Origin of the sequence: Candidatus Aquicultor sp. (assembly GCA_036504445.1) — a bacterium.
Classification (GTDB): domain Bacteria; phylum Actinomycetota; class Aquicultoria; order Aquicultorales; family Aquicultoraceae; genus DASXVE01.
The window spans coordinates 25,112-46,494 of record DASXVE010000023.1; the positions used below are offsets into that span (position 1 = coordinate 25,112).

At 51.2% G+C, this 21,383-nt stretch carries 16 protein-coding genes and 1 other annotated feature; of the genes, 14 read left to right on the top strand and 2 right to left on the bottom strand.

Annotated elements, in window-relative coordinates:
- Positions 1–128: 128 nt before the first annotated feature.
- Positions 129–1,199, top strand: a complete 1,071-nt coding sequence (locus tag VGK02_05800) for an isocitrate/isopropylmalate dehydrogenase family protein (GenBank protein HEY3374557.1) — start codon at positions 129–131, stop codon at positions 1,197–1,199.
- Here the strand turns inward: VGK02_05800 and VGK02_05805 are convergent.
- Positions 1,186–2,046 carry a class E sortase gene (locus VGK02_05805; protein ID HEY3374558.1) on the bottom strand — a complete coding sequence of 287 codons (861 nt, stop codon included), beginning with the start codon at positions 2,044–2,046 and terminating at the stop codon, positions 1,186–1,188. The two genes, VGK02_05800 and VGK02_05805, sit on opposite strands and share 14 nt — an antisense overlap.
- A 252-nt stretch (positions 2,047–2,298) precedes the next feature.
- Positions 2,299–2,616, top strand: a binding site (T-box leader).
- A 53-nt stretch (positions 2,617–2,669) separates the two neighbouring features.
- On the opposite strand from VGK02_05805, the gene ilvD reads away from it, so the two are divergent.
- From ilvD to VGK02_05840, 7 genes are all read left to right on the top strand, one after another.
- Entirely contained in the window at positions 2,670–4,334 is a 1,665-nt protein-coding gene (gene ilvD / locus VGK02_05810; protein ID HEY3374559.1) for a dihydroxy-acid dehydratase, read from the top strand.
- Between the two features lie 51 nt (positions 4,335–4,385).
- Positions 4,386–6,161: a biosynthetic-type acetolactate synthase large subunit gene (gene ilvB / locus VGK02_05815; GenBank protein HEY3374560.1), complete on the top strand. Its 1,776-nt coding sequence runs from the start codon at positions 4,386–4,388 to the stop codon at positions 6,159–6,161.
- Complete coding sequence (gene ilvN / locus VGK02_05820) at positions 6,127–6,615, top strand: acetolactate synthase small subunit (protein ID HEY3374561.1); 489 nt, start codon at positions 6,127–6,129, stop codon at positions 6,613–6,615. Before ilvB ends, ilvN begins: the two co-directional genes overlap by 35 nt.
- A gap of 106 nt (positions 6,616–6,721) precedes the next feature.
- A complete protein-coding gene (gene ilvC, locus VGK02_05825) occupies positions 6,722–7,726 on the top strand; it encodes a ketol-acid reductoisomerase (protein HEY3374562.1) in 1,005 nt (334 codons plus the stop codon).
- 123 nt (positions 7,727–7,849) lie between these two features.
- Entirely contained in the window at positions 7,850–8,998 is a 1,149-nt protein-coding gene (locus VGK02_05830) for an alanine--glyoxylate aminotransferase family protein (GenBank protein HEY3374563.1), read from the top strand.
- A gap of 64 nt (positions 8,999–9,062) precedes the next feature.
- Positions 9,063–10,643, top strand: coding sequence for a phosphoglycerate dehydrogenase (serA, locus tag VGK02_05835; protein HEY3374564.1), 1,581 nt, complete (start codon positions 9,063–9,065; stop codon positions 10,641–10,643).
- A gap of 83 nt (positions 10,644–10,726) precedes the next feature.
- On the top strand, positions 10,727–11,179 hold the full coding sequence (locus VGK02_05840; protein ID HEY3374565.1) for a hypothetical protein: 453 nt from the start codon (positions 10,727–10,729) through the stop codon (positions 11,177–11,179).
- Between the two features lie 32 nt (positions 11,180–11,211).
- Here the strand turns inward: VGK02_05840 and VGK02_05845 are convergent, their stop codons facing one another.
- The gene (locus VGK02_05845; GenBank protein HEY3374566.1) at positions 11,212–11,964 is read right to left on the bottom strand and encodes an RNA polymerase sigma factor; all 753 of its coding nucleotides are present in this window, start codon (positions 11,962–11,964) and stop codon (positions 11,212–11,214) included.
- Positions 11,965–12,810: 846 nt separating this feature from the next.
- On the opposite strand from VGK02_05845, the gene VGK02_05850 reads away from it, so the two are divergent.
- The 6 genes from VGK02_05850 (at position 12,811) to VGK02_05875 (ending at position 21,366) form a co-directional block, all read left to right on the top strand.
- Positions 12,811–15,489 carry an Ig-like domain-containing protein gene (locus VGK02_05850; GenBank protein ID HEY3374567.1) on the top strand — a complete coding sequence of 893 codons (2,679 nt, stop codon included), beginning with the start codon at positions 12,811–12,813 and terminating at the stop codon, positions 15,487–15,489.
- Positions 15,490–15,766: 277 nt separating this feature from the next.
- Positions 15,767–17,281 (top strand): 2-isopropylmalate synthase, encoded by a 1,515-nt coding sequence (locus VGK02_05855; protein ID HEY3374568.1) that lies wholly within the window; start codon positions 15,767–15,769, stop codon positions 17,279–17,281.
- 181 nt (positions 17,282–17,462) lie between these two features.
- Positions 17,463–18,749: a 3-isopropylmalate dehydratase large subunit gene (leuC, locus tag VGK02_05860; protein ID HEY3374569.1), complete on the top strand. Its 1,287-nt coding sequence runs from the start codon at positions 17,463–17,465 to the stop codon at positions 18,747–18,749.
- A gap of 16 nt (positions 18,750–18,765) precedes the next feature.
- Positions 18,766–19,263 carry a 3-isopropylmalate dehydratase small subunit gene (gene leuD / locus VGK02_05865; protein ID HEY3374570.1) on the top strand — a complete coding sequence of 166 codons (498 nt, stop codon included), beginning with the start codon at positions 18,766–18,768 and terminating at the stop codon, positions 19,261–19,263.
- Positions 19,264–19,350: 87 nt separating this feature from the next.
- Positions 19,351–20,412, top strand: coding sequence for a 3-isopropylmalate dehydrogenase (locus VGK02_05870; protein ID HEY3374571.1), 1,062 nt, complete (start codon positions 19,351–19,353; stop codon positions 20,410–20,412).
- Between the two features lie 36 nt (positions 20,413–20,448).
- Entirely contained in the window at positions 20,449–21,366 is a 918-nt protein-coding gene (locus VGK02_05875; GenBank protein HEY3374572.1) for a branched-chain amino acid transaminase, read from the top strand.
- Positions 21,367–21,383 lie beyond the last annotated feature (17 nt).

Below are 21,383 nucleotides of genomic sequence, written 5' to 3' on the forward strand. Positions count from 1 at the left end.
TAAAACGCCAGGTGATTTACTAAACACCAGCTACGTGATATAAATAATACTTTAGGGAGTTCATTCAGCGGAGCGCGATGCTCCGCTTCTTTTTAGATGCACATCGTTTTAAGGAAAGGTGGCAAAACGTGTATACGATTACGATGATTCCCGGTGACGGTATCGGGCCGGAGATTTCTGAAGCAATGCGCCGCGTTGTCGAGTCGACCGGTGTAAAAATTGATTGGGACGTGCAGGAAGCCGGAGCGGATGTTATGGATAAATACGGGACACCGCTTCCCGACCACGTGCTTGATTCAATCAAGAAGAATAAAGTCGCTATAAAGGGGCCGATTACCACACCGGTTGGTACGGGATTTCGAAGTGTAAATGTAACCCTGCGGAAAGCGCTCGATCTCTATGTAAATCTTCGCCCCGTATATAGCTTAAAAGGCGTAAGGAGCCGATTCGAAGACATCGACCTTATAATCGTTCGCGAGAACACTGAGGACCTCTATGCCGGTATCGAATTCGAAGAGGGCAGCAAGGACGCGAAAGAGCTTATCGATTTCTTGAAAGCACGCGGCGCTAAGATTCGCTTTGAGGATGCGGGGATTAGCATCAAGCCGATCTCGATTTCGGGCAGCGAGCGCATTGTGCGTTTTGCCTACGATTACGCTCAGCGCGAAGGCCGCAAGAAAGTAACCGCTATTCACAAGGCGAACATCATGAAGTATTCGGACGGATTGTTCCTGCGCGTAGCAAACCAAGTCGGCGAGCAGTATCCGGATATCGAGACCGAAGATAGAATCGTCGACAACATGTGCATGCAGCTTGTCCAGAAACCTGAACTCTACGACGTGCTGGTATGCCCTAACCTCTACGGGGATATCTTGAGCGATCTTTGCTCGGGCTTGATCGGCGGTTTAGGCATGGCCCCCGGCGCAAATATCGGCACCGAGCATGCGGTGTTCGAGCCGGTTCACGGCAGCGCGCCGAAATATGCCGGGCAGAACAAGGTAAACCCGGCCGCTCTAATATTATCGAGCGTTTTAATGCTCAAGCATATCGGCGAGCGCGAGGCGGCTGACAAAGTATTTAACGCCACCGCCGATGTTATTGCAGAAGGCAAACGCGTGACCTATGATCTTGGCGGTACTGCCGGTACATCGCAAATGGCCGATGCCATTATCGATAAGATATTGCCTACGAACCCTTAGCGATAACCACATACCTCTGCGCCGCGCTATATAACGGATGGCATGCAAATATAGTAAGCGTTCGATCGGGTGTCGGATTCGTTATGCTCATCTCTGTCGGCAATACGACTTTTTGCCCCACCACTTTATATACGTACTGGTGCGACCCTCTGGTTATGTAAATGGGGTCCCCCACTTTCAACGCATCTATATAGTAGAAGGGCCGGGTGTGCGTTACCCGGTGTCCACCGATGACGGCATTGCCCACATCCCCGGGAAGCGCGGTTTCTTCTAAATGACCGGGTCCGAGTGCAAGGACATCTTGCCCTGCGCCTTCATAGACGGTTTCGTTGACCCCGATTTTAGGGATTACGATTTTCGCGATGGCCGACCCATACTTAGGTCTCTCCTGCGCCGTTGTTGGGATCGTGACAGGAGCCGGGGCAGGAGGCGGATCGGCTGGTTGCGCTACGGCGGCTTGTTTAGGAGCGCTCGCGGGCTTTGTGGTATTTGCTTGTGTAACGGCAGTGCTCGCCGGTTTTACAGCGCCGGTTTGCTCAGCCGTCTTTGCCGGCTTTATATCGCCGGCTCGTTCGGCGGCACGGGCTTGTCTTATCGCCTCGCCTCCCGCTGCGGTCTCTTGTTGCCGGGCTGCGGTGTCTTTCAGGCGTTGTGCCGATTGGGATGAGCCCGAACGAGGCGGCACATACTTTTCCGGAGTTTTCAACTGAGCGCTTTGCACGATTGTCTTTCCGCGTGCTTCGGCGTTTCGGTCTAAGGGTGCGGTTTTAATCATGAGAACGCTTAACGCACTCACGAATGCTACGGCGGCGATTATCAATGCAATGATGCTGCGTTTTCGATACATATTGTTTAGCTACCTTTCTGTAAATCGCAAGTCTCCAAGGCAAAGCCTGTATTGGATTTTTTACGCAGCATCAATTATATGAACCTGGGCACCGTGAGTCTAGAAAAGAGGGCTAAGGTGAGAAGCGTTGAGCTAAGAGGAGTAGGCATACGAACCGCCCGATATATCCTGCGGATTTACTTGACACCCACCACTCGAATTTTATATAATATCATCTAATATTCTCCAAATAGGGAGAACATAGCTGTAATGCTAAAGGCTATGAAGGGGAGTAGTAAGCTTTCTTACTGTAGGAGCGAGCCGGGGATGGTGCGAAGCCGGTACAAGACGAAAGCCGAATGTCGCCCCGGAGCCGGCCACCTGAACAGCAATAGGGTTGATAATGATAAGGTTTATAACCATAGCGCTTAGTAGTTTGGCCCGTGATATCCGCGTTACGGATACAAGTGCAGCACGCCCGTAAACCAAGAGATAATGAAATAGCTTGGCGAAGAAACGCCCGGTTACGTAAGAGTCGGTTTGGCGCGCTGAAGTTGGGTGGTACCGCGTGAGAATCCTCTCGTCCCATATGGGGCTGAGAGGTTTTTATTTTTTATAGTACAAGCCGAGGATATGGAGGCGCTATGTCAACGAGAAGTGATGAGGTTAAAAAAGGGGTTATTCGGGCACCGCATCGGTCGCTTCTGCGAGCAACCGGTCTTACGGATGAGGAGATATCGCGGCCGTTTATCGGTATCGCCAACTCCGCAAACGATGTAATTCCCGGGCACATACACCTTGATAAGATAGCCGAGGCCGTAAAAGCGGGAATTCGTCTCGCGGGCGGCACCCCGTTCGAGTTCTCAACCATCGGGGTGTGCGACGGTATTGCGATGAATCATCCGGGCATGAAGTATTCGCTTCCAAGCCGCGAGATTATCGCCGATTCCGTTGAGCTTGTCGTTGAAGCCCATCGCTTCGATGCGCTCGTTCTTATTCCAAGCTGCGACAAAGTAACGCCCGGTATGCTGATGGCGGCCGCCAGGGTTAATATCCCAACGGTTGTTGTAAGCGGCGGGCCGATGCTTGCCGGTAAATACGATGGGAAGGACATCGACCTGATCAGCGTCTTCGAGGCGGTCGGTGCGGTGTCGTCGGGCGCGATGACCGAAGAAGAGCTTGCCGAGTTTGAAGCTTGCGCCTGCCCGACATGCGGTTCGTGCGCCGGTATGTTCACGGCTAATACTATGAACTGCCTGACCGAGGCCATCGGTTTGGGTCTTCCTGGTAACGGGACGATTCCCGCCCCGTACTCTGAAAGAATCAGGCTTGCCAAGCATGCCGGCATGGCGGTTATGAACCTGCTTGCAAAAAATATTACGCCGGATAAGATACTTACGAACGATGCGTTTCGCAACGCGCTCACTGTTGACATGGCGCTCGGCGGCTCGACGAACACTATGCTGCACCTGGCGGCGATCGCTCACGAAACCGGTTTGGAATTCGATTTGAAACTGGCGGATAAGATCAGCCAGAGCACGCCGAACCTGTGCAAGATAAGCCCTGCGGGCACACAGCATATCGAAGATCTGTACCGCGCAGGCGGCATCATGGCGGTTATGGCCGAGCTGAATAAGGGCGGCTATTTGAAGACGAACACCGTGACGGCAACAGGGAAAACCCTTGCCGAGAATCTCGAGGGCGTTAGCGTTCTCGACAGCAATATTGTTCGCCCGCTCGACAATCCGTACTCAGCGACGGGTGGCCTTGCCATACTCTTCGGAAACCTGGCGCAAGACGGCGCTGTGGTCAAGCAGGCGGCGGTCAAAGAAAGCATGCTCGTTCATTCGGGGCCGGCTCGCGTATTTGATGGTGAAGCTGAAGCGACCGACGCGATAATCGGTGGAAAGATAAAAGCCGGTGACGTTATCGTTATCCGATATGAAGGGCCGAAAGGCGGCCCCGGTATGCGTGAAATGTTAACGCCGACTTCCGCGCTCGCCGGTATGGGCCTGGATGATAAAGTGGCGCTTATCACCGACGGGCGTTTCTCGGGCGGCACACGAGGTGCTGCGATAGGGCACGTCTCGCCGGAGGCACAAGAACGTGGCCCGATTGCCGCAGTGCAAGAAGGCGATACTATCGAGATCGATATTCCCGGCAGGAAGCTTAACGTAAAGCTCTCAGACGAGAAGATCCAGGAGAGGTTGAAGAGCTGGACAACTCCTGCACCGCGGGTTACAAAAGGATATCTCGCGCTTTACGCGCGGATGGTTTCATCCGCCGCAAAAGGTGCTGTTATAGAGTAATTGTAAGACTTGCCCTTACCGGGGCGGACAAAGATCAGGAGGTGATGTGTTATGCGCATTACAGGAGCAGAAGCATTAATTAAAAGTTTGGAGATGGAGGGCGTAGAGGTACTCTTCGGCTATCCCGGCGGGATGGTCCTTCCCATCTATGATGCGCTTTACGATTGCAAGACGATCCGTCACGTCCTGGTTCGACACGAGCAGTGTGCCGGCCACGCGGCGGACGGTTACGCGCGAGCGACCGGTAAAGTGGGCGTCTGTCTGGTGACATCCGGGCCGGGCGCAACAAACCTGGTTACAGGGCTGGCGAACGCATTTATGGATTCCGTTCCCATGGTTGCCATAACCGGACAGGTAGCAACGACGGTGCTTGGCACCGATGCGTTTCAGGAAGCGGACGTCACAGGGATAACCCTGCCGATTACCAAACATAATTTCCTCGTGAAAGATGTGAGCCTGTTGCCGACGATTATCCGCCAGGCGTTCCAGCTTGCCGGATCAGGCAGGCCCGGACCGGTTCTCATCGATATACCAATCGATGTTGCGCGAGCGGAAATTGATTTCAAATATCCTGACGCAATGACGATTCCGGGGTATAAGCCCACGTACAAAGGCCATGCGAAGCAGATCAAAGAGGCGGCTAAGCTTATCACCCAAGCCAAAAAACCGATCATCTACGCGGGCGGCGGCATTCCGAAATCGGAAGCGTGGGAAGAGCTGCGCGCTCTCGCGGAAATGGTACAAATCCCGGTCACGACAACGCTTATGGGCAAGGGCGCATTCCCGGATAGCCACGAACTGGCTCTCGGGATGCTCGGCATGCACGGTACACGCTATGCTAATTACGCCATCATGGACAGCGACTTAATCCTGGCGCTCGGCGTTCGCTTCGACGATCGTGCAACCGGCAAGGTCTCGGCTTTCGCGCCGCACGCGAAAATCGTTCACGTGGATATCGACCCGGCGGAAATCGGCAAAAATGTCGCAGTTGACCTGCCGATCGTTGGTGACGTGAAGATAGTTATTAAGGACATGATCGCGGCGGTGCACAAAATCGAGGGTCCGTATGCCGACAAGTCGGCGTGGCACGCCAAGATCAATGGATGGAAAGAGCGGTATCCGCTCCATTACCACCAGGAAGACGTGATCAAACCGCAGTACATTATTGAGAAGATCAGCGAGCTGACGCGTGACAGGGATTCGGTTATCACCACCGGTGTCGGTCAGAATCAAATGTGGTCGGCGCTGTTCTGCGGGGTGGACAGACCCAGAAGTTTCCTCTCGTCGGGCGGTTTAGGTACGATGGGATTCGGTTTGCCGGCGGCAATCGGTGCTCAGCTCGGTCGCCCGGACGCAGTTGTTGTCGACATTGACGGTGATGGATGTGTCCAGATGGTATCGCAAGAGCTTGCTACCATTGCGGCGGAGAAGCTGCCGGTCATTGTAGCGATTTTGAACAACCGTTATCTCGGTAACGTTCGCCAGTGGCAGGAACTCTTTTATAACCACCGCTACTCAAGCGTTGATCTCGATGTTGGCACGCCGGACTTCGTTAAGCTGGCCGATGCCTATGGCATTAAGGGAGTTCGCGTGACCGAAGTTGCGGATGTTGAAACAACGCTTAGGGCGGCGATAGAGGCACGCGAGCCGATTGTCATAGATTTCATGGTCGCGCGCGAAGAAAATATTTACCCCATGGTGGCCCCGGGTTCGTCAATCGACGAGATGCTCGGTGGCATCCCCGGTGCGCCGCTAAGCCAGATGCTAGACGAGGAAGAGGAGGTTGAGGAGAATGAAGCATATCCTGTCGGTTCTAGTAGAGAATAAAGCTGGTGTTTTGGCACGAGTCTCCGGCCTCTTTAGCAGGCGCGGCTTTAACATCGACAGCCTCGCTGTCGGCCCAACGGAGAACCCCGATATCTCACGCATGACAATCGTTGTTGATGCGGATGAGACCAGGCTCGAGCAAATAACTAAACAGCTGCACAAGCTGGTAAACGTGTTAAAAATCAGCGACCTCGATCCGAAAGAGACGGTCACGCGGGAACTTGTACTTATCAAGGTGAATGCCAACCCGAACATACGGGCGGAGATCATAGAAACCGCGAGCATCTTCAGGGCCAATATCATCGATGTAAGCAAGTCGACGCTTACCATAGAGATTACCGGAACGTCGGACAAGATACAGGCTCTCGAGGACCTTTTGCGCCCGTACGGTATAAAAGAGCTGGTGCGCACAGGTAAAATAGCGCTAGCTCGCGGCAAAATAGCTGAAGCTTAATATCTGGGGAGCCAGTATAATATTAGCTTGTCAACATGCAAGCAAGCATAAGTTTATGCTATAATTGTTGGATTGACTATCTATAACACATTTATGGAGGAATGATATGGCAAAGATTTACTACGATCAGGACGCAGATCTCGGCTTACTAAGCGGCAGGAAAGTCGCTGTTATAGGCTTTGGAAGCCAGGGTCATGCACACGCACAAAACCTTCGCGAAAGCGGGGTAGATGTTATCGTTGGCGAACTCGAGGGCGGCAAGGCATGGAACAATGCCAAAGAAAAAGGCTTTAACGTTATGTCCGCAGCGAAGGCTTCAGAAGCCGCCGATTTCATCATGGTATTAGCGCCGGACGAGTTCCAGGGTGGAATCTACGAGCGCGAGATCAAAGGTAATCTTAAGGCAGGCAAGACGCTCGCGTTCGCACACGGTTTCAATATCCACTTTCACCAGATTGTTCCGCCGGCAGATGTCGACGTTGTTATGATCGCACCAAAAGGCCCGGGCCATATCGTTCGCCGCATGTATGAAGAGGGCGTCGGCGTACCGGCCCTCATCGCGGTCTATCAGGATGCCAGCGGCAAAGCGAAAGCTACAGCGCTCGCATACGCAAAAGGTATCGGCGGCACGAAGGCCGGCGTTATTGAGACCACATTCGCTGAGGAGACCGAGACCGATCTCTTTGGTGAGCAGGCGGTTCTCTGTGGCGGTACTTCAGAACTCGTCCGCGCCGGATTCGATACACTAGTCGAGGCCGGTTACCAGCCGGAAATCGCATACTTTGAATGCATGCACGAGCTTAAACTGATCGTCGATCTTATGTACGAGCAGGGTATCTCGGGTATGCGCTACTCAATTAGTAACACCGCCGAGTACGGCGATATCACCGTGGGCAAACGAATCATCACCGAAGAGACCCGCAAAGAGATGAAGCGTGTCCTCGAAGACATCCAGACAGGCCGTTTTGCACGCGAGTGGATACTTGAGAACACAGCTAATCAGCCGGTGCTCAAGGCCATGAGGAAGAAAGAATCCAATCACCTGATCGAGCAAGTTGGCAAGCAACTCCGTTCGATGATGGCATGGATTAAGCAAAAAGAGCTGCTCTAAACTGCTTCCGGCAGGTCAAATGTACAAAACGGTTAAGCGATAGTATAATAAAACACAATAGTTTGTACCTACATTCACAAGCTTTCACAAAGTGTGGGATTGTGCGATACAGGAGGAATGTTCATGCGTAAGGATTACATGATGACACCAGGGCCTACGCCCGTCCCATCTGAGGTTCTGTTGTCACAGGCGCGACCGATGTTTCACCATAGGACGCCTTTATTCGAGGAGCTTCTTGTCTCAGTCGAGGAAGGGCTAAAATACGTATTCCAGACAGAGAACGAGGTGCTGATCTATACGGCTTCGGGAACAGGCGTTATGGAATCATCCGTAGTCAACCTGCTATCTGCCGGCGATACGGTACTGTGCTGTTCGAACGGTAAATTTGGTGATCGCCTGGTCAAGATTAATGAAACTTACGGCATGAACGTTATCAAGCTCGAGTATGCATGGGATCAAGTTGTAAAACCCAACGATATCAAGCGCGAGCTCGATGCTCATCCTGATATAAAAGCGGTCTTTGTTGTTCAAAGCGAGACATCGACCGGCGTTCTCAACGACGTGAAGACGATCGGCGGCATCGTTAAAGATTACCCAGCCGTTTTCGTCGTCGACTCGATTACCGGCATCGGTGCCGTTGAGTGCAGAACCGACCAGTGGAATCTCGACATTGTTATGACCGGTTCGCAAAAAGGTCTCATGATGCCGCCGGGGCTCGCCTGTGTGTCGGTGAGCAAAAAAGCATGGGCTAAGACTGAGACCTCGACCCTTCCGAAATTCTATTTCAGCTGGAAGAAAGCAGCCGATACGCTGGCTAAGAAGACGACGGCGTTTACGCCCGCGGTCTCATTGGTCGTAGGTCTCGGTGAAGCGCTCAATCTTATGCGTAATGAAGGTTTGGACAATATTATCCATCGGCACAAAATTCTTGCCGATGCCATAAGAGCCGGTCTTGAAGCAATGGGGCTAAAGCTCTTCGCACCGCCGGAAGGTCGCGGCAGCGCGGTTACTCCGGCATGGGTGCCTGAAGGCGTCGATGGCGGCAAACTCGTTAAGCTGCTTAAGAGCGAATACGGTATCACTATAGCCGGCGGTCAGGATCATCTTAAAGGTAAGATATTTAGAATCGGCCACCTCGGCTATTTCGATAGGTTCGATATTATGACAACGCTTGCGGGCGTTGAGATGGTTCTCTCTGAGCTCGGCTATCCTGTGACATTAGGTATCGGCGTCCAGGCGGCTGAGAAGATTTTCATGGAGAATCCGTTCTAGAAACACGACCGGCGTTTCAATGCCGGTCGTGTTTCTAGCTTTTAGAGTGTAGGAGGCGATAACTATTAAGGTTCTAGTTAAAGAGAAGATTTCCCAGGCAGGTATAGATAAACTCAAAGCTGCCGGTTTTAGCGTCGATGTGCGAACCGACATGACGGCCGACGAGCTGCTTGAAGAAATCGGCCAGTATGAGGCGCTAATCGTAAGAAGCGCAACCAAGGTGACGGAAGACGTCATCAGCCGTGCGAACAATATGAAGATTATCGGTCGTGCAGGTATCGGTGTTGATAATGTCGACGTCGAAGCGGCGACAAAGCGGGGCATTATCGTTGCGAACGCCCCGCAGAGTAATATCGTATCCGCCGCAGAGCAGACGATCGCGCTGCTATTGGCGAGTGCCCGCAACATAGCCCAAGCCAGTGCTTCAATGAAAGCCGGTAAATGGGAGCGGAGCAAGTTTCAGGGTGTCGAGGTATACGAGAAGACGCTCGGTTTGATCGGCCTCGGCAGAATTGGGACGCTTGTCGCACAGAGGGCGCACGGCCTTGGTATGAAAATTATCGCCTATGATCCATATATTTCGAAGGAGAGAGCCGCCCAGCTCGGCATTGAGCGGGCAGCGAGCCTTGAAGATGTTCTCAAAGTTTCTGATTTCCTTACGGTTCACCTTCCAAAAACAAAAGAGACCATCGGTATGTTCGGCGAGCGCGAGTTCGCCTTAATGAAAGACGGTGTGCGTCTTATTAATACAGCTCGCGGCGGTATTTACCAGACAGACGCTCTGGTAAACGCGATTCAGAGCGGTAAGGTCGCCGCTATGGGTGTTGACGTCTACGAGGAGGAGCCGCCGACCGGCAACCCGCTTCTCGAGCTTGACGCGGTTACCTGCACGCCGCATCTCGGTGCCTCGACAATTGAGGCGCAGGATAGAGCAGGCACTCAGATAGCCGAGCAGGTTATCGCAGGGCTTAACGGCGAGTTCGTGTCCAACGCCGTTAATATCCCGCTTATTCCCGTTGAAGCGATGGAAGCGGTTAAACCGTTCCTTCCACTAGCCGAGAAACTGGGAAAACTCTTCACCAAGCTTGCAGAAGGCGGCGTGTATTCGGTTGATATCGATTACATTGGACCGATTTCTAAATTCGATACCAAGCTTTTAACCATAGCAATTCTTAAAGGGTTGTTTGAGGGTGTTGTCGAAGAGCCGGTCAACTATGTTAACGCACCGGTCTTTGCCGAGGAGCGTGGTATCGAGGTTAACGAGTTAAGAAAAGCCTCGTCACAGGATTACCTTAACGTCATCCGTGTAACCGGCAAGAACAATGGCGAGCCGATAACGGTTGCAGGTACGCTGGTCGGCAAAAAGAACCAACCGCGTTTCGTAAACGTCTATCAGTTTGATATCGATATGGCTCCGAGCAAGTACCTGGCATTTTTCCGCTATGAGGATATCCCGGGCATGATCGGTAAAGTCGGAACCATTCTAGGTGAGCATGGGATTAATATCTCCAACATGCAAGTCGGCCGTAAGAAAATCGGTGGGGAAGCGCTTATGGGCATCAACGTCGATATTCCGATACCGGATGCAGTAGTGGAAGAGATTAAGGGTGCGACCGGGAGTTTTGCAACTTTCCTGACATTGTAGTGTTGCATTACTGCCGGTAATCGTTTAATAATTGGGCTGGGCGGCAATCATGCCGTCCAGTTTTTGCTTTCAAGGAGGAGCTTATGAAACGTGCTTTAATAACCCTAGTCAGCCTTCTTGTTGTGGCTGCTGTTTTTGGAACGGGGGGTTGTGCAAAGAACAATACAACAGCTGCAAACAAGGCTTCGGAAAAGCCAGTGGCGGTGCCTGTTGTTAAAGGATTCCCGGCTGATTTCCCGCTGATCGATGGCGGTGTCGTAACATCGAGTATGACCTACAACTCGGTCGGCAACAAAGAGGGCGAAGGGCAACCTACCGGAGTTAGTTACTACACGCAGGTCAAGACAACAAAAACTGTCGATGAAGTTATTAGATTCTATAAGTCGAAATTCTCTTCGATCAAGCAGGAGGCAAAGCCGAAGAAAGGCACCACTTTGATAACCGGCTTCATCAATAAATATCCAACGAGCATCTATTTTACCGAGAAAGATTCACAGACATTGCTAACCATTATCATCAGCAAAAAGAACAGCTAGCATCGAATGGCCGCTTAACGGCTGGGGCTTCATTATTTCAGAAGCCTCGTGATAGGCAGATGGAACCTGTGCAATAGATGCCCGATAAACCACACGCCAAAGAACACATGGACATGGTGCTTCTCGAACAACTCTTGGTATATCTTTTTAACCTTAGATCGGGCACGGTGCAGGATAGTATCGACGGAAGATACGGAAATGTCCATGATTTTGGCTACGTCTTTTGAGGGGAGTTCTTCGCAGCCGCGCAAGACCAAGACTTGGCAGTAATGCGGCGGCAGCGCATCCATGGCTTTATGGATTAACTCCAACGTTTCTTCCATATCGATGTTTTGGCCGAGGTCAATTACCTTCATAAGTAATTTGCATTTTTGTTCGAGAATGTCAGCAACATAACAGCCATCGAGGCTGATCAATTGAACATTCTTGCCTTTTCTCGCATTGTCTATACAGAGGTTGGTCGCAATTTTGCATAACCAGGTAAAGATAGGGGCTCGCGGGTCGAGTTTATCGAAATTCCTAAATGCCCGTAAAAACGTCTCTTGCGCTATGTCTTCGGCATCTTCTCTTCTTCTTACCATCCGGTAGGCTAACGCGTAAATACGCTTATAGTGCATCTTGTATAGAGCGTTGAAAGCCTCATCGTCAAAGGTATGGTTTTCATTACCGGTAATTTTGGGCAGATGGAGACGCCCGTTCTCAAGGTTTTTGTTACGAGAGCACGGCATGATGCACGAATCACAGTCACAGCAAGTCTTTGTGATACTATTCACTTCGTTTTGCATAATTCGCCTCTAGCGCATCGTGTGTTTTCTGATTACTACAGGTGTTTTAGGAAAGAAGGGTATATATGTATCACCACGGCTTAATAATACTATAGGGTTACCGTGATATCAAACTTTTGGTGGAAACAAGCCAACGGAGTTAGCTTGTTGAGCGCTAATCAAATATATCAGGAAGATTTTCAAAATATTTTCAAATATAGTGTAAGGTATTACGTGATATAACGTTGTATATAGTAGCAGCAGCAAAATCGTATACCCTACCGGGTAGCCTATATTTGGAGATACACATAGATATGCGGTACGTAAGCATGGTACCGCATATTGCTTCTAGCGCCATTTTATACTGCAAAATATTATCACATCGCCTCAAGACAAGGTCGCTTGCCTATTAGCGCTGCTCACATATCCTTTCGAAAACAGATACCCCTATAATAATTGATTGTTTCGTGAAGACTTGTACAAATACTTGTAACAAAAGTGTAAGAAAGAATGGCAGCTTACGTTTTAACTAGGTAGACGCTTAAAAGTAGGGCATGGAAATATCAAACGAATAAAGAAAGACTGGAGAGATACCAGCTCTCCAGTCGAGTGCAAAGAAACCTGGGACAGGCTTCGATTTGCTTTTCTATTTTATCAAGAAAGCAAGCTTGTATTCAACACTTTGAAAGCAAGCATACTTTGATTAACTGCGGACATCTCAAGACTCCTATCCCAAAAACTTTGCGGCACATTGTATTTTCGTATGCAATCCCGTTGCTCAAGCGGGTGTAAATCTAGCTAAGAAGGGAGGGGTTTAAAAGAATGATTGAGCGCTTAATAATAGGGAATTACAAGGGAGGAAATTTCGTGAGAAAGCATTTTATAACACTGGCCATCTTAGTAATTGCGGCGATGGTTCTGTGCGCTCCGGCGGCATTTGCGGCGGCTCCGACGGTAACAATTACCACTCCTGCCAGCGGAGCAACCGTTGCGGGAACGATACCGATCAATGCCACCTGTGCAGCCTCCGGTGCGACAATTAGTAGCGCAAGCTACCAGATCGACGGCGGCGTTGCGGTTAGCATGTCGGGCCCAACCGGCGCTGCATCGGGTACCTGGACAAGCTGGTGGGACACAAGCAAAGTTACCAACGCCAGCCATACCATTAAAGTTACAACCACAGATTCACTCGGTGTAACCGGATCGGCTCAAATCACCGTTACGGCAAACAATCCAACTCCGGCGCCGCCAACAGTTAAAATTACGGCTCCGACAGCGGGCGCTACGGTTGTCGGCAGCAACGTTGCCATCACCGCTGATTGCACCGGGGGTAGCGGCTACACTGTAACCGATGTGTCGTATAAAATCGGTACCGGCACACCGCAGGTCATGGCGGGCCCGGACGGCTCTATTGCCGGCACCTGGAACAGCCTGTGGGACACCACCAAGGAGAAAAACGCTACATATACGCTCGCTGTGACCGTAACCAACTCCGCGGGCAAGACGGCGACGGCAAGCATCTCGGTCAAGGTAAACAACTCGTCATCAACATTGAGCATTCAAACGGTATCGAACAAGTACCGGTATAATCCGAGCAATGTTGTTGTCGTCAGGGCTATTGCGCAAAATGGCCTCAACAGGCTCACAAGCGGGCGCATCAGCACTGCTAAAGTTACCATCAAAGATCCGGCTAACAAGGTTATTGTTAACGCCGTTGCTATGAGCAAAGACTCAACGACCGGGTTCATGTTCTATAGCTATACGCTCCCAGCAGCACCGGCAAAGGGTGTCTGGACTGTTAGCGTAGCTGTTACGGATACACGTGCCTGGACTGGTACCGGTACCAACACCTTTAAGGTAGAGCTTCCGGTTCCGGATCACTCGCAGTACATCACTGCTAGCAATCCATACCTGGGCACCAAGACCTGTATCACCAGTGCTTGCCATGCAACACAGGCAAACACAATGTTTAGCTCGCTTCACTATCAGTGGAGAGGAGACAACTCGAAAGCTATCGAGCTTGCAGGTTCAAACCCACAAGTTTCAAAGATGGGCGGTATTAACAATTACTGCGTATGGGCCGAGGGTAACTGGATCGGCACCATGACCAATCTTGACAACACCGCTAATAACAAATGCGGTTGCGCATGGTGTCATGCCGGTCTCGGTTTGAAGCCGGCGACCGTTTCAAGCCAAGCTCAGCTTGAGAACATCGACTGCTTGATCTGTCACAGCACAAGCTACAAGAGGATTGTTCAAACCAATCCAGACGGTACGTTTGTTTTAGTGCCGGATCCGACAATCGACATTCAAGCTGCCGCCAAGACTATCAGCCGTCCAACTAAAGCGACCTGCTTGCGTTGCCACGCAAACGCCGGTGGCGGCGACAACAACAAGCGCGGCGACATCGATTCAAAACTGCCAACGTGCGTCAAGAGCTATGACGTACACATGGGTACCGACGGCCAGAACTTCGAGTGCCAGGATTGCCATAGAACGATCAGTCACAAGATGGCCGGTCGCGGCAACGATATGCGAGCGGTTGATCTTAACTTCGACATGAGCTGTGAAACCTGCCATACAAAGGTTCCGCACCGCTCAACGAACGTTAACTATAAATATCTTGATCGACATACAGACAGACTCAACTGTACGACCTGCCACGTGTCTGCTTTTGCGAAAGCAGTTTCAACGGATATGGTCAGAGACTGGAGAACGCTAGAACCGATTCCTGCTATCAACAGGTGGGATCCGACAATTACGCGTGGGTCGAATGTCATGCCAACCTATGCATGGTTCAATTCGTTTAGCCACTTCTACAAGTTCTTAGATCCGGTTACGTATGCGGCGAACGGCAAGGTACAAATGGCGTATCCGGATGGTGCATATACCGATATTCCAGGAAAACCGATGGCAAAACTGTATCCGTTTAAGGTACACGAAACCTGGCAGCCGAAGAACAACGCCGTTGGCAACAAGTTTGATAACATCTTGCTGCCGATCAGGAACAAAGTCGCCTTTGAAACCGGCGATGTCAACGCCGCTATTATCGAGGGTACCAATATCGCAAACGTAACCTACAACGGACATACCTTCGTGCAGACGCAAAGTTACCAGAGCATCCATCACGCAGTAGGCCCGAAATCAACGGCGCTTAGCTGCGCGACTGCTACGGTTTGCCACGCGCAGCTCGGCGGCACCGTTGCAAGGATTCCGTTTAGCAGTCTCGGTTACGTAAGAAGAGGTACCGACGCACAGCTCTGCGACGTATGCCACAGCATGCACAGCAGGTCGAGCATGTCCTTTACTTCGTTCCATGCCGAGCACAGGGACAGGAATAACTGTGCGACATGCCACGGTGTAGGCTATCCACTTAAAGAGCCGAGAACGACGCTCTGCGATAACTGCCATAGCTACAAATCAGTGTCCGACCCGAACTGGATTCACAATAAACACGTCCAGGGCAAGGGCTACGATTGTAGTAACTGCCATACCTTTACCAGGAGTCTTACCAGTGGCGGTCACTTAAAGAGTCATGACGATTAATCGTCGTAGCTAGCAAACAGTTAGAAGGTTGAAAAAACACAAGAAGGCCGCCTTAATCGGTGGCCTTCTCTTTTTATGATTGAAAAGCTGTATTGAAAATAGGCCGGACCTTGCTAAGCACGATCATCGTTGGAATCTCGCAAATATAGAGGGGTCTCATAAAGCTGCAAATATTTTGCTAAAAGTGCACGTGCAAAGAGCTGCACTTATGTTATAATCATAATTTAATACTGTTGACTTACGTACTTTTAATTTAAGAACAAGGTGGTTGTAACAAGTGACAGCAGACGCTAATCGTATTTATCTGTTTGACACAACATTACGAGACGGGGAACAGTCGCCCGGTATTTCTCTTAGCACCAGGGAAAAGCTGGAGATTGCCGAGCAACTGGCGCGCCTTGGCATCGATGTTATCGAGGCCGGGTTTCCAATTACGTCACCCGGTGATTTCGAGGCGGTCAGCAAAATAGCGGCGAAGGTAAAAGAACCGGTCATCACTGCTCTGGCCAGGGTAGTTGAAGCCGATATCGATAGAGCTGCCGAAGCGATAAAACATGCGGAGAGGCCTCGCATCCACACGTTTGTCATGTCTTCGGATACGCAGATCGAACGTCAGCTTAGGAAGACCAAAGATGAGGTTTTGATGATGGCGGTTAACGCGGTTAAGCACGCCAAGTCGTATGTTGACGATGTCGAGTTTTCACCGATGGATGCAACGCGCGCAGACTTCGATTTTTTATGCAAGCTTATCGAAGCGACAATCGAGAGCGGTGCGACCGTCGTTAATATCCCGGATACCGTCGGCTATGCGACGCCGGATGAGTTCGGCAAGCTTATCGCCGACCTTATTGCGGCCGTGCCTTCGATGAATGATGTTATTATAAGCGTACATTGCCACAACGATCTGGGTATGGCTACCGCAAATTCACTGGCCGGTGTTGTAAACGGCGCCACTCAGGTAGAGGGTGCGATTAACGGTCTCGGCGAGCGCGCCGGCAATACGTCCATCGAAGAAATTGCGATGATTCTCGATACCAGGCGCAACATGCTTGGCAAACATACGAATATTAAAACCGAAGAAATCAGCAAGACGAGCCGTCTTGTAAGCAGCTTGACCGGCTACCAGGTACAATACAATAAAGCCATAGTCGGGCGCAACGCGTTTGCCCACTCTTCCGGCATTCACCAGGACGGTGTCTTAAAAGAGCGCTCCACATTTGAGATTATCGACCCCAAAAGGGTCGGTGTGACCGAAAGCGCGCTCGTGCTCGGCAAGACATCGGGCCGCCACGCCTTTAGAACGCACTTGGAATCGCTTGGCTACCGCCTGTCGGATGATGAGCTTGAGAATGCGTTCGAGCGCTTTAAAGCTTTGGCTGACAAAAAAGCGGAAATCACGGATATCGATGTCGAAGCGTTGGTCGCCGACGAGGTTCGAACCGCGTCCGATATCTATACGCTTGAGTATCTCTATGTGTGCAGCGGCACCGATTCAACTCCTACTGCGACAGTTCGCCTCAAGAAAAACGGCGATGTAATTGAGGGTGCAAGCGCCGGCGACGGGCAGGTTGACGCTGCCTGTAAAGCCATTAAGATGGCGACTGGGGTGAAAGGGCGACTTATTAGCCTTAACATTAACTCGATTACGGAAGGCCTCGATGCGCAGGGCGATGTTACAATCCAGCTCGAGATAGACGGTAAGTCCGTTCTCGGCAGGGGCGTAAGCACCGACATTATTGAGGCCAGCGCCAAAGCCTATCTAAATGCAATCAACAAGGCTATGAGTAGCTAAGTAGACGTTTGCTGATCGTAGCACAGATTAAAACCAATGTAGGCTTTATGAGCAGGGGGCGTACCGGCTATTAATTCAGGACTAAATTAGTCCTGAATAGGGAAGCGACATAGTAACAAGTCGAATGCGTCGCACTAAATTGATGGCTCGATGACAACCGCAAAAGGAATGGAGTATAGATATGGGAATGACGATAACCGAGAAAATCTTAGCGGCGCATGCCGGAAAAGATAAGCTCACACCGGGAGACCTGGTAAATGTTAAGGTTGACCTGGTGCTGAGTAACGATATAACTGCGCCGATCGCGATTAAAGAGTTCAAAAAGATCGGCGTCGATAAGGTATTCGATAAAGACAAAGTAGTCATGGTTCCCGACCACTTTGCTCCCAATAAAGACATCGATTCCGCGGAGCAGTGCAAGATGGTGCGCGGTTTTGCCCACGAGCAAGAGCTCTCCAACTATTTTGAGGTTGGTCGCATGGGCATCGAGCACGCGCTGCTGCCCGAGCAGGGTTTGGTTTTACCGGGCGACGTGATAATCGGGGCCGATTCCCATACCTGTACGTACGGCGCGCTCGGCGCGTTTTCGACCGGAATGGGCTCAACCGATATCGCCTCAGCTATGGCGATCGGCGAGACATGGCTGAAAGTTCCACAGACCATAAAGTTCGTATTTCGAGGTACCGCTTTTAACCCGTGGGTGTCGGGCAAGGATTTGATCCTCTACACCATCGGTAAAATCGGCGTCGACGGTGCGCTCTACCAGGCTATGGAGTTTACCGGTGAAGCGATCTCCAAGCTGTCGATGGACAGCCGTTTTTCGATGTGCAATATGGCGATTGAAGCGGGCGGCAAATCGGGCATCATAGAGCCCGATGAAAAGACGCTAGATTATGTTGAAGGGCGTGCAGCCCGCGAGTTCACAGTATATAAGAGCGATGCTGACGCTGAGTATGCGCAGGTTTTTGAGTGGGATGTGGCGGACATCGAGCCGCAAGTCGCATTTCCGCACCTGCCGTCGAACACCCGCGGTATAAGCGACGTCGGCGAGGTTGCTATCGATCAGGTCGTTATCGGATCTTGTACAAACGGCCGTTTGGAAGACCTGCGCATTGCGGCGCAGATCCTGAAAGGCCACGAGGTCGACAAGCGAATCCGCTGTATTGTTATCCCGGGTACGCAAGCGATTTACAAACAGGCAATGAAGGAAGGCCTGATTGATATATTTATTGACGCAAAAGCTGCGGTAAGTACACCAACATGCGGCCCATGCCTCGGCGGGCATATGGGTATTCTGGCGAAGGGTGAGCGTGCTCTGGCTACAACCAACCGTAACTTTGTCGGCCGGATGGGGCATCCGGAGAGTGAAGTATACCTGTGCGGTCCGGCTGTTGCTGCGGCTTCGGCTATCGCCGGTAAGATCGTCAGCCCTGATTATGTAATGCATAAAGAGCCGAGTATCGGATAATTGGGAGGTTAAACTCATGATATATAAAGGACGCTCGTGGAAATTCGGCCGGGATATCGACACCGACGCAATCATACCGGCCAGGTACTTGAAAACAAGCGACCCGGACGAGCTGGGCAAGCACTGTATGGAAGATGCCGACCCGGAGTTCGTCAACAAGATGAGCAGGGGCGATATTATTGTTGCCGATGAAAACTTCGGTTGCGGCTCGTCGAGGGAGCACGCACCGATTTCGATTAAAGCAGCCGGTGTCTCCGTCATAATCGCCAAGTCGTTCGCCCGCATTTTCTATCGGAATGCAATCAATATGGGATTGCCGATTATGGAGAGCGCTGAAGCGGTAGACGGCATTAGTAACGGCGATGAAGTTCAGGTTGATACCGATAAAGGTGAGATCATCAACATCACGACCGGTAAAACATATAAGGCTAAGCCGTTCCCTGAGTTTGTCAATAATATTATGCAGCAAGGCGGCTTAATCGAGTACGCGAAAGCGAAAGTAAAGAACGCTTAAGCTAATCTTGAGAGGGAGACTACCCACGCCGGTGTGCGACGAATGCATACGAAGAAGGCTAGAAGACTAAGAGGTGGAGGAGAGAACTTGTATAAGATAGGAGTTATCCCCGGGGACGGAACCGGGCCAGAGGTTGTAAGAGAAGCGCTGAAAGTGCTGGAAGCCGTAAGTGAGGTCGAAGGCTTTAAATACGAGCTTACGCACTATGATTTTGGCGGTGACAGGTATCTGCGCACAGGCGACATATTGCCCGACTCGGCGATCAATGAGTTTCGCCAGCAGGATGCGCTGCTGCTTGGCGCTATCGGCCACCCTGACGTGAAGCCCGGTATTTTGGAGAAAGGTATCCTTTTAAAGGCCCGTTTTGCGCTCGACCAATACATCAACTTGCGGCCGGTTAAGCTGTTTCCCGGCGTTTACACTCCTATCAAGGATAAAGGCCCGGAGGATATCGACTTTGTGGTTGTCCGTGAGAACACCGAAGGCTTATATGCAGGAGCAGGCGGTTTCCTGAAGAAAGGGACGGCCGATGAGGTCGCGACACAGGAAAGCATCAACACCAGGAAAGGTGTCGAGCGCTGCATCCGCTATGCGTTTGAGTATACGCGCAAGCGCAATAAGGAAAACAAGTTGACGCTGTGCGGTAAAACCAACGTGTTGACTTACGCGTTTGATCTGTGGGAGCGTGCCTTTAACGAGGTAGGGCAGGAATATAAGGATATTAAAACCGATTACGCGCACGTTGATGCGATCTGCATGTGGTTCGTGAAAAACCCGGAGTGGTTCGATGTCATCGTAACGGATAACATCTTCGGCGATATCATCACCGATCTTGGCGCTATGATTCAAGGCGGCATGGGTATTGCGGCCGGCGGAAACATCAACCCGGAAGGCGTTTCTATGTTCGAGCCGATCGGCGGCTCTGCGCCAAAATATACCGGTATGAATATCATCAACCCGCTTGCCGCTATCGGGGCGGTCCAGCTGTTGCTTGAGACGCTTGGCGAGAAGGAAGCAGGCCGGAAGATAGAGAACGCTATCGTGACGGTTACATCGTCAAAGATACAAAGCCTGGCGGCCGGCAAGATGGGCTATGGTACATCCGAAGTCGGCGATATGGTTGCCGAGCTCGTAAAAGAAGCTATATAAGACTCTCTAAGAGCATACAACTAGGAGGTAGGATTAATGCCATTAGACAAAGCTGACAAGATATGGATGAATGGCGAATTTGTGGATTGGGACAAAGCGCAGGTCCACGTGCTGACTCACGCCCTGCATTATGGTTCGGGTGTATTTGAAGGCATTAGAGCCTACGAGACGCCTCGCGGCACGGCGGTCTTTCGGCTTACCGAGCACATGGAGCGGTTGTTTAATTCGGCTAAGGTATATATTATGCCGATGCCGTATACAGTTGCTGAGCTGGTTGAAGCGACCAAAGAGCTCGTTCGCGCCAATAACTTCTCAAGCTGCTATATCCGGCCGATCGCCTATCGTGGTTACGGCGAGATGGGTATCAATCCGCTTAATTCAAAGGTCGATATGGCGATCGCGGCGTGGTACTGGGGCTCGTATCTCGGCGATGAAGGCCTCGAGCACGGCATTCGCGCTATGATATCTTCGTTTAGAAGAATCGACCCGAACTCGCTTCCGCCGGCGGCCAAAGCAACCGGACAGTATATCAACTCGATTCTTGCCAAAATGGAGGCGATCCATAGTAATTACGAGGAAGCGATCCTTCTGGATGCACGAGGTTTTGTCTCCGAGGGGACCGGTGAGAACTTGTTTGTCGTAAAGAACGGGATTATTCACACGCCGTCGACATCGGCGAGCATTCTTGAGGGCATTACCAGGGATACGGTCGTAACGCTTGCGGAAGACCTCGGCTATGAAGTGGTCGAGCGTGATCTTGTACGAACCGACCTCTTCCTGGCCGACGAGCTTTTTGTAACCGGAACTGCGGCCGAGATTACACCGATCCGCGAGGTTGATAAACGAGTGATAGGCGAGCCGGGCCCGGTCACAAAAGCCCTGCAAGAGAAGTTTTTCTCGGTTGTAAAAGGCGAAGATGAGAAGTACGCGCACTGGCTTGAGTATGTTGGGTAAGCTGTAGCTATTGAAAA

What these genes read in the sequence shown, in the direction of transcription:
- VGK02_05845 (HEY3374566.1), bottom strand. Translation starts at nt 11,964, where the DNA reads ATGCAAAACGAAGTGAATAGTATCACAAAGACTTGCTGTGACTGTGAT.
- ilvB (HEY3374560.1), top strand. Translation starts at nt 4,386, where the DNA reads ATGCGCATTACAGGAGCAGAAGCATTAATTAAAAGTTTGGAGATGGAG.
- VGK02_05875 (HEY3374572.1), top strand. Translation starts at nt 20,449, where the DNA reads ATGCCATTAGACAAAGCTGACAAGATATGGATGAATGGCGAATTTGTG.
- ilvD (HEY3374559.1), top strand. Translation starts at nt 2,670, where the DNA reads ATGTCAACGAGAAGTGATGAGGTTAAAAAAGGGGTTATTCGGGCACCG.
- ilvC (HEY3374562.1), top strand. Translation starts at nt 6,722, where the DNA reads ATGGCAAAGATTTACTACGATCAGGACGCAGATCTCGGCTTACTAAGC.
- VGK02_05805 (HEY3374558.1), bottom strand. Translation starts at nt 2,046, where the DNA reads ATGTATCGAAAACGCAGCATCATTGCATTGATAATCGCCGCCGTAGCA.
- leuC (HEY3374569.1), top strand. Translation starts at nt 17,463, where the DNA reads ATGGGAATGACGATAACCGAGAAAATCTTAGCGGCGCATGCCGGAAAA.
- leuD (HEY3374570.1), top strand. Translation starts at nt 18,766, where the DNA reads ATGATATATAAAGGACGCTCGTGGAAATTCGGCCGGGATATCGACACC.
- ilvN (HEY3374561.1), top strand. Translation starts at nt 6,127, where the DNA reads ATGAAGCATATCCTGTCGGTTCTAGTAGAGAATAAAGCTGGTGTTTTG.
- VGK02_05840 (HEY3374565.1), top strand. Translation starts at nt 10,727, where the DNA reads ATGAAACGTGCTTTAATAACCCTAGTCAGCCTTCTTGTTGTGGCTGCT.
- VGK02_05830 (HEY3374563.1), top strand. Translation starts at nt 7,850, where the DNA reads ATGCGTAAGGATTACATGATGACACCAGGGCCTACGCCCGTCCCATCT.